This is a genomic window from Pseudoalteromonas sp. TAE79, assembly GCF_000498015.1.
In the GTDB taxonomy this organism is placed as follows: domain Bacteria; phylum Pseudomonadota; class Gammaproteobacteria; order Enterobacterales; family Alteromonadaceae; genus Pseudoalteromonas.
In genome coordinates this window covers 1-6,246 of sequence record NZ_AUTL01000101.1, presented here as the reverse complement: position 1 = coordinate 6,246, position 6,246 = coordinate 1, and the positions used below count along the sequence as shown (strand labels likewise).

At 37.4% G+C, this 6,246-nt stretch carries 7 protein-coding genes; 4 read left to right on the top strand and 3 right to left on the bottom strand.

The window, feature by feature from the left end; all coding sequences use genetic code 11:
- Positions 1-290: 290 nt before the first annotated feature.
- The 3 genes from L655_RS0105560 to L655_RS1000000127415 form a co-directional block, all read right to left on the bottom strand.
- Positions 291-1,427, bottom strand: a complete 1,137-nt coding sequence (locus L655_RS0105560) for a PD-(D/E)XK nuclease family protein (protein ID WP_024604373.1) — start codon at positions 1,425-1,427, stop codon at positions 291-293.
- A gap of 161 nt (positions 1,428-1,588) precedes the next feature.
- Positions 1,589-1,864, bottom strand: a complete 276-nt coding sequence (locus L655_RS1000000127710; protein WP_021032076.1) for a hypothetical protein — start codon at positions 1,862-1,864, stop codon at positions 1,589-1,591.
- 196 nt (positions 1,865-2,060) lie between these two features.
- On the bottom strand, positions 2,061-2,234 hold the full coding sequence (locus L655_RS1000000127415; RefSeq protein WP_158000957.1) for a hypothetical protein: 174 nt from the start codon (positions 2,232-2,234) through the stop codon (positions 2,061-2,063).
- Positions 2,235-2,719: 485 nt separating this feature from the next.
- Here L655_RS1000000127415 and L655_RS0105545 point away from each other — a divergent pair, with 485 nt between their 5' ends.
- The 4 genes from L655_RS0105545 to L655_RS0105530 all read left to right on the top strand — a co-directional run bounded on the left by L655_RS0105545 (position 2,720) and on the right by L655_RS0105530 (position 6,222).
- Positions 2,720-3,010 carry a helix-turn-helix transcriptional regulator gene (locus L655_RS0105545; protein ID WP_024604372.1) on the top strand — a complete coding sequence of 97 codons (291 nt, stop codon included), beginning with the start codon at positions 2,720-2,722 and terminating at the stop codon, positions 3,008-3,010.
- On the top strand, positions 3,000-4,292 hold the full coding sequence (locus L655_RS0105540) for a type II toxin-antitoxin system HipA family toxin (protein ID WP_024604371.1): 1,293 nt from the start codon (positions 3,000-3,002) through the stop codon (positions 4,290-4,292). The genes L655_RS0105545 and L655_RS0105540 overlap by 11 nt, the downstream gene beginning before the upstream one ends.
- Positions 4,293-4,660: 368 nt before the next feature.
- A complete protein-coding gene (locus L655_RS0105535) occupies positions 4,661-4,912 on the top strand; it encodes a LysR family transcriptional regulator (RefSeq protein ID WP_024604370.1) in 252 nt (83 codons plus the stop codon).
- A 92-nt stretch (positions 4,913-5,004) separates the two neighbouring features.
- The gene (locus L655_RS0105530) at positions 5,005-6,222 is read left to right on the top strand and encodes an IS4 family transposase (RefSeq protein ID WP_125825536.1); all 1,218 of its coding nucleotides are present in this window, start codon (positions 5,005-5,007) and stop codon (positions 6,220-6,222) included.
- The last annotated feature ends 24 nt before the right edge of the window (positions 6,223-6,246 follow it).

Here is a 6,246-nt window from a genome sequence, read left to right as displayed (position 1 = left end):
TGTAAAGTTTTCTGGCGAATTCAATTATACCTTATCTTCATGCTGTTTGTTTTTCATACCACAAAGATCAACACGCCCTAGTACTTTAGTACATCTCTGATGTCGATTTTAGCTATTATTAAGGGAAATAATATGGGTATTATAATAAAGAAGAGGAAGATCTTCGGCTTTTAGTAATAAAATTTCCCGCATGTCATTTATTTAGAAAGCTAGGTTATTTTAGCTTAATGAATAACCTGCTTCTTTACCTTTTGCTAACTTTACATGTTGCAAAATGGGGTTGTTAAATCCTACTTAGTAACACTTGATTTTGTCACTGTAAGCTCTTCTACTAATTTTATAAATTCGGGTCTCTCAATAAGGTTTTTCTGTAATTCGCTAAACACCCCAAGCACTATATTTACTTGTTCTTGGTGAGTATTGGTACTCTCAAACAGAGGGAGCATTGGCTTTAAAATAATAATTGGGTGCCATTTATTGTGTTTTGCGTTTGGCTCTACAGCCGTATCTATATACTCCCAATCATTAACAAACGATTTAAGTCCCTCTTTAAATTTTTTATAATTCTCTGAATGTTTAATCGTTTCTTGGCCTGTTCGATTAAAGTCAAAAACTAAACATAATTTTAGTTCATTGTTTGTAAAGTTTTTAACCCCGTGATCCGCACCATCGAGTAACACACCACAAAATATTCCAGGAAGCCATTGCCTGCCTTTATCTTTAATCGTAGGGCAAAATTCTAGCCCAACTCTTGACTCAGTTCCTTGGCGCTTAAATACAGGCTCCATTCCTATGCTTTGTAGCGGCCATACTAGTTTTTGAGCCTCTTTGAAGATAGAGTCAACTTGTTCACTAAACTTCACGGCCTCTAAATAATTAGCAATTGAGAAGCGATTCATTGGCGTTTTTGGCCCTAATCCCTCTGATTTTAGTAATGATAAGAAATCTTCGATTGCCCAACTCGCGTGCTCATCATTTATTTTATCAGCCAAAACTATTAAGCATTTATAAATTTCCTCCCAACATAATGCGGCATCAGGCTTTTGAGCGTGCTGAAAAGAAGTAGCGGTTATTAATATTATTTTGTGGTTGTCATAAGTTTTGAGTGCATATTCTCGATAGTTTTGAAGTTGATTTAAATGCAATGGAGAATTAACCTTGTGCTCAAATACAAGCGTGCAATCATGCCAACTAATGACTAGATCAGGGAATTTATTATTAAAATTTTCCTGCGTTGAAATAAAAACATCACCATCGGGCACATTAATTGGTGGTTGCAGTTTGTTATTTATACACTCCAGTACTGCTTGTAAAACTTCTCGGTTACTTCTTAACAGCCAAGCAAACGCTTCTGTTAAAAAGTTTTCTAGTGGATCATTATTTTCTCTAGGGCGGTATTTTCTTAAATTGACTAAAAGGCTTTCCATAATTGCTACCTGTAAAATTGCTCCGCTAACTAACTTAGCAAGTTAGCCTCATTTTCGTATTAAACTAGATTAGAGTTTATTTAACTAATTTGCATGTCGACCAGCAAAGTTAGAGGAAAAGACCCACATAGATGCTTAAAAATCTGTAAGTGCATAATAATTTAAAAGTAATAACGCAATTTAGCATAGAATGCGTCACTTTCAATATTATCAATTAACCTATCAGCTATAATTACCCTAAGTTTCTGGGGGTCTGAGTATTTAATTTCCATTGAGTGAATATAAGCATTGAAATGTTTTGGGTCAGTAGCATGCAAAATTTCTTTTTTTTCATAATCTAAAAAGTACACAAAGCATCCTAATTTGAATGCGGTGCTAATTCTTGAGCTCCAAAAACGCCCATCGCTACCTCCTTTATGGAGATCTGTAATTAACACCTCCGTGCTCGCGAGTATGTGTTTGACATTACATGATCAGCTACATCTCTAGGGGTATATACCGAATCAAAGCGCGTCATAATACATTTTGTAACTTTTAAGCCTGACTTTTTAGTTATTTTGGTATTTGTTACAGCGATTAAATGAACATTTTGGGTATCATGTTTTAACAATGCGATTTTATTGTCTGATTTTACTAAATCAAAATGCCAAGCTTTTCTAATAGAACTCGCTTTTCATTAGTTGAAATACTGAGGTAGTGAGCCGAATTAACCTCTTTTAAGTTGAGGTTATAATCACTATCAGCTACGTTGCTATTAGGCTCATTTAACGCTAATACCGTTTCAAAAATATCATCATAAGAGTTCATAGCAAGAGCCTAATTTAAGCCTACATTTACTGCAACAGACTTTAAGATATTATAATATGATTTTTGGCATTATAAAAATGACGACACTAAAAAAGCGCGCAGGAATTGGGCGCTTTGCTTTTAAGACAAATACACAAGCTAAGAAAGTAAATTAAGTAAAAAAAATATAAAACTTTTGGGTATAACCGTCGCCATTTAAAGTGACCTATAAGTCACTTTAAGGCATTAAATGCAGCTTAATGATCCCTAAAAGGCACTTTATTATGAAAAGTAAAAAACACTAAAATGCGTTTTAATTTTTTACGCTTTTAATTTGATTTACACTCTATTGTATAGGGAGCCTGAATGAGATTAGCCAGTATCTACTTTGCTTGGCATTAACACATCTCAAACGCTTTACTCGCAACAAAATAGACACTATAGCACCCATTAACCCTATTTAAAATAGACTTTGGATACACAAGTGTCTTTTTGGAGGCTCTATTATTAATTATTTATTATTAAGCGAAGGTGATGTGCAGCTAGCTTTTGCTGAGCACCTAAAAGAACGTCGCAAAAAAGCAAAAATGTCACGCGAGGCGTTAGCTAAAAAAAGCACAGTACCTGCTTCTACAATAAAAAAGTTTGAGGTTACAGGGCTTATTTCGTTTAGGCAGCTATTGCTTTTATGGCAATCTCTCGACGATTTGACTCGTTTATATGAATTAACAAAAGCGCCAACTCAAGGTAATAATGCGCCAACGTCTATTGCTCAGGTATTAAACAATGGCCTTTAAACCCATAGAAAAGCTAGAAGTAAAACGTACACTGTCAGACTCAACAGAGTTAATGGTGGGTGTACTTGCTCAAAATAGACAAGGTGTTTACTTTCAATTCGCTCAAAGCTATTTAGACACATATGGTAATCTTTCGCCATTCTCACTCGCCTTCAATAGAGATGTTCAGTTAGCACCCAAAAGCCCACATAATGGATTGCATGGGGTCTTTTCTGATTGTTTACCTGATGGGTGGGGGCTACTACTACAGGACCGTGTATTCAGACAAAATAATATAATGCCTAACTTTGTTACCGCAATGGACCGCTTATCTTTTGTTGGCCATTCGGCTATGGGAGCATTATCGTTTACACCTGAAACTCATTATGATGGCACAAATAACGATGAAGCTGGTCTTGCTACATTGGGTCAACAAGCCCAAGCAATATTTGACGGACAAACAGAAGAAGTACTTTCTGCGTTAGTGGCTGCTGGTAGCTCCGGCGGTGCACGCCCTAAAGCCCAAATTTATTTTCCTGACAATAATATACAAGAATGTAGAACAAAACCTAAAACAGGTGATGATGCTTGGTTAATCAAATTCACATCCAAAAACCTCGCTTTAGGACATGAGGAAGGGTTATGTGAAGCTGTGTATTTGGATTTAGCTGAACAAGCGGGATTAAACCCTCCTCAAAGATTACTGGTACCCGCCCCAGAAGGGACCGGTGCAAAGCAATGGCTTGCCTTAAAACGATTCGATAGGTTTAAATTAATGGGTGATAAAATGGGCTGCAAACATATGCACAGTGCATGCGGCTTGCTAGATGCTGATTTTCGCACACCTACATTAGATTATGAGGATTTAATTAAAGCGAGCCGTGTTTTATGCAAATCACCTGCTGCAGGGCAATTACAATTTCGTCGGGCTATGTTTAATTTATTTAGCTGTAATCAAGATGACCACAGTAAAAACTGGGCTTTTTTACAAGAAGATTCTGGTGAGTGGGATTTAGCCCCTTTTTATGATGTAACCTTTAGTCCTCATCCTTTTAACGAGCATGCTACTTCGTTTGCTGGATTTGGAAAAAACCCGCCACTAAAAGCGATTCAAAAGCTGGCCTCTGCGGCCGGTTATGCTAACTGGAAACAAGTACAAGTTATAATATCTGAAATAGCAGAGATTATTTTAAACTTTAAAGACACAGCTAAAGCATTAGACGTAAATAAAAAAACGATTAATTTAATAGAGCAACAGCTTGATAACACGTACGCCATGAATAAGCATTTAACGGGTCGTTAATTGTATAAAGCTAATAATATTGAGTTATTTATAAAACCTCGCTGCTTACTTTACTAGCGCCGAGGTTTTAATTTTTAAAAGTATCGTTTTATTTGTACTACTAAAAAGACAGCGGCAATTTTATTTCTAATCAACATTTCTAAATCAATTTCGACGGCTCTAACAAGAACGATTTAAAACTACTTTTAATTTATTTAGATGAACAGATTGAGTTACGTTATTTACCAGTCCCCTTATTTAAGAGTTATTAAATTAAAATCACATAAAATTTGATTGCCTAATTTCAGTTCTCTCCCCTTTAATCTCTAATGAAATTTTAAAGCGTCGCTGTTAATATTGCCTACATCCTAAACAATAAAGTAGTTCTGATGGCAGCTAGTTATTCTCTCGGTGATTTACGTTACTTTTGCACCATAGTAAAACTAGGTAGCTTTAAAAAAGCATCAGCAAATCTTGATATGTCACTATCAACCTTAAGCCGCAGAATACGTCTATTAGAGCAAGCTCTTCAATTAACGCTACTCAATCGAGATGCCCATCGAGTAACGCTAACGCATACTGGCGAGTTATATTACGACCGCTATCGCAAGTTATTTGAGGAAGTAGAGTGTATCGACTAAAGTATCCCCAGAATTAGCCTTTACATATCAATGAACTAACAGTATTAAAAAATGTGGGTAGTGAGGGAACATTCATGGTGTTTTGTGATCTTATGAATCGCTTAAAAACAACAGAACTAAACACCATGAATGCGTCTACTATTTTGCACAATATGCTCCGCGCTGTCACCCCTAACTCTATTCATAAAGCCAGATTTAATACTCTAGTCGCTGCCGTTAAATCTCTTTTGCACTGTCAGCAATGCACCTTGACGTCTATCGGCCGCAATTTGGATTCAAAAACAACTGAAAAACATGATATTAAACGTATTGACCGACTACTCAGTAACAATGAGCTTTTGCGTGAATCGATATCGGTTTATGTTCGCTTAACCCGTTTTGTGGTCACTGAAAAGCATCCCGTCATTTTGGTCGATTGGAGCCATGCTGATACACAAACCAAATACTGTATTCTGCGTGCCAGCATTGTCAGTGAAGGTCGCTCTTTAACCCTGTATCAGGAAAGTGCATTCAGCTTTCAATATCATTGCCCAAAAGTGCAAAAACGGTTTTTAAAGATGCTCAAACTGATCTTGCCGAGTGATTGCCGCCCCGTGATTGTGACGGATGCGGGCTTTAAAGTCCCCTGGCTCAAAGCCGTGCGGAACAATGGCTGGCATTATATTAGTCGGGTTCGTGGTACGGCACATTTGAAAACGCAGGACAGCGATGAGTTTATTCCATGCCAGTCACTATTCAAGAACAATCAGCGTAAGAGCCAGTATCTTGGCGCGACCGAGCTGACCAAAAGTGCAAAATATCAAACTCATGCAGTGTTGGTTGGCAAGGGACATAAGTTATTAAAAAGAGATAAAAAACGCGGTTATAAGGAGCCTTGGCTACTCGTTTCTTCTCTTCCAAAAAGACACCACTTTCTCGAAAAGGTGCTCAAGCTATATGGAATGAGAATGCAGATAGAGGCAGGGTTTCGAGACCAAAAAAGTGTTAGGTTCGGCTTAGGCTCAGATCTGCACAGAACGAACAAACTCTATCGATTAGACATACTTTTACTGCTCGCAACATTGGCTCATTGGTTCTCAATGATGCTGGGTGCTGTGATAGACAAAGCAGGAAAGACAGGGGCTTTTCAAGCTAACTCAAGCAAAAACAGGCGAGTAGTGTCATGGGCATTTGTTGGGTTGCGATACTTCAAAAAACAGTCCATTAAGCTGCGGCGGCGAGATTACTTGGAAGGGCTAGCCTATTTCGTACAGGTGGTAGTGCAACTCGATTGGAAAAATATGGATGTGAGTGATGTGATTGAAATTTAATAATTATTTTTGGGGATCCCTTAG

Bases quoted from the DNA above. Each gene is read 5' to 3' on its own strand.
- L655_RS0105560 (WP_024604373.1), bottom strand. From the start codon at position 1,427: ATGGAAAGCCTTTTAGTCAATTTAAGAAAATACCGCCCTAGAGAAAAT.
- L655_RS1000000127415 (WP_158000957.1), bottom strand. From the start codon at position 2,234: ATGAACTCTTATGATGATATTTTTGAAACGGTATTAGCGTTAAATGAG.
- L655_RS0105540 (WP_024604371.1), top strand. From the start codon at position 3,000: ATGGCCTTTAAACCCATAGAAAAGCTAGAAGTAAAACGTACACTGTCA.
- L655_RS0105530 (WP_125825536.1), top strand. From the start codon at position 5,005: ATGAATCGCTTAAAAACAACAGAACTAAACACCATGAATGCGTCTACT.
- L655_RS0105535 (WP_024604370.1), top strand. From the start codon at position 4,661: ATGGCAGCTAGTTATTCTCTCGGTGATTTACGTTACTTTTGCACCATA.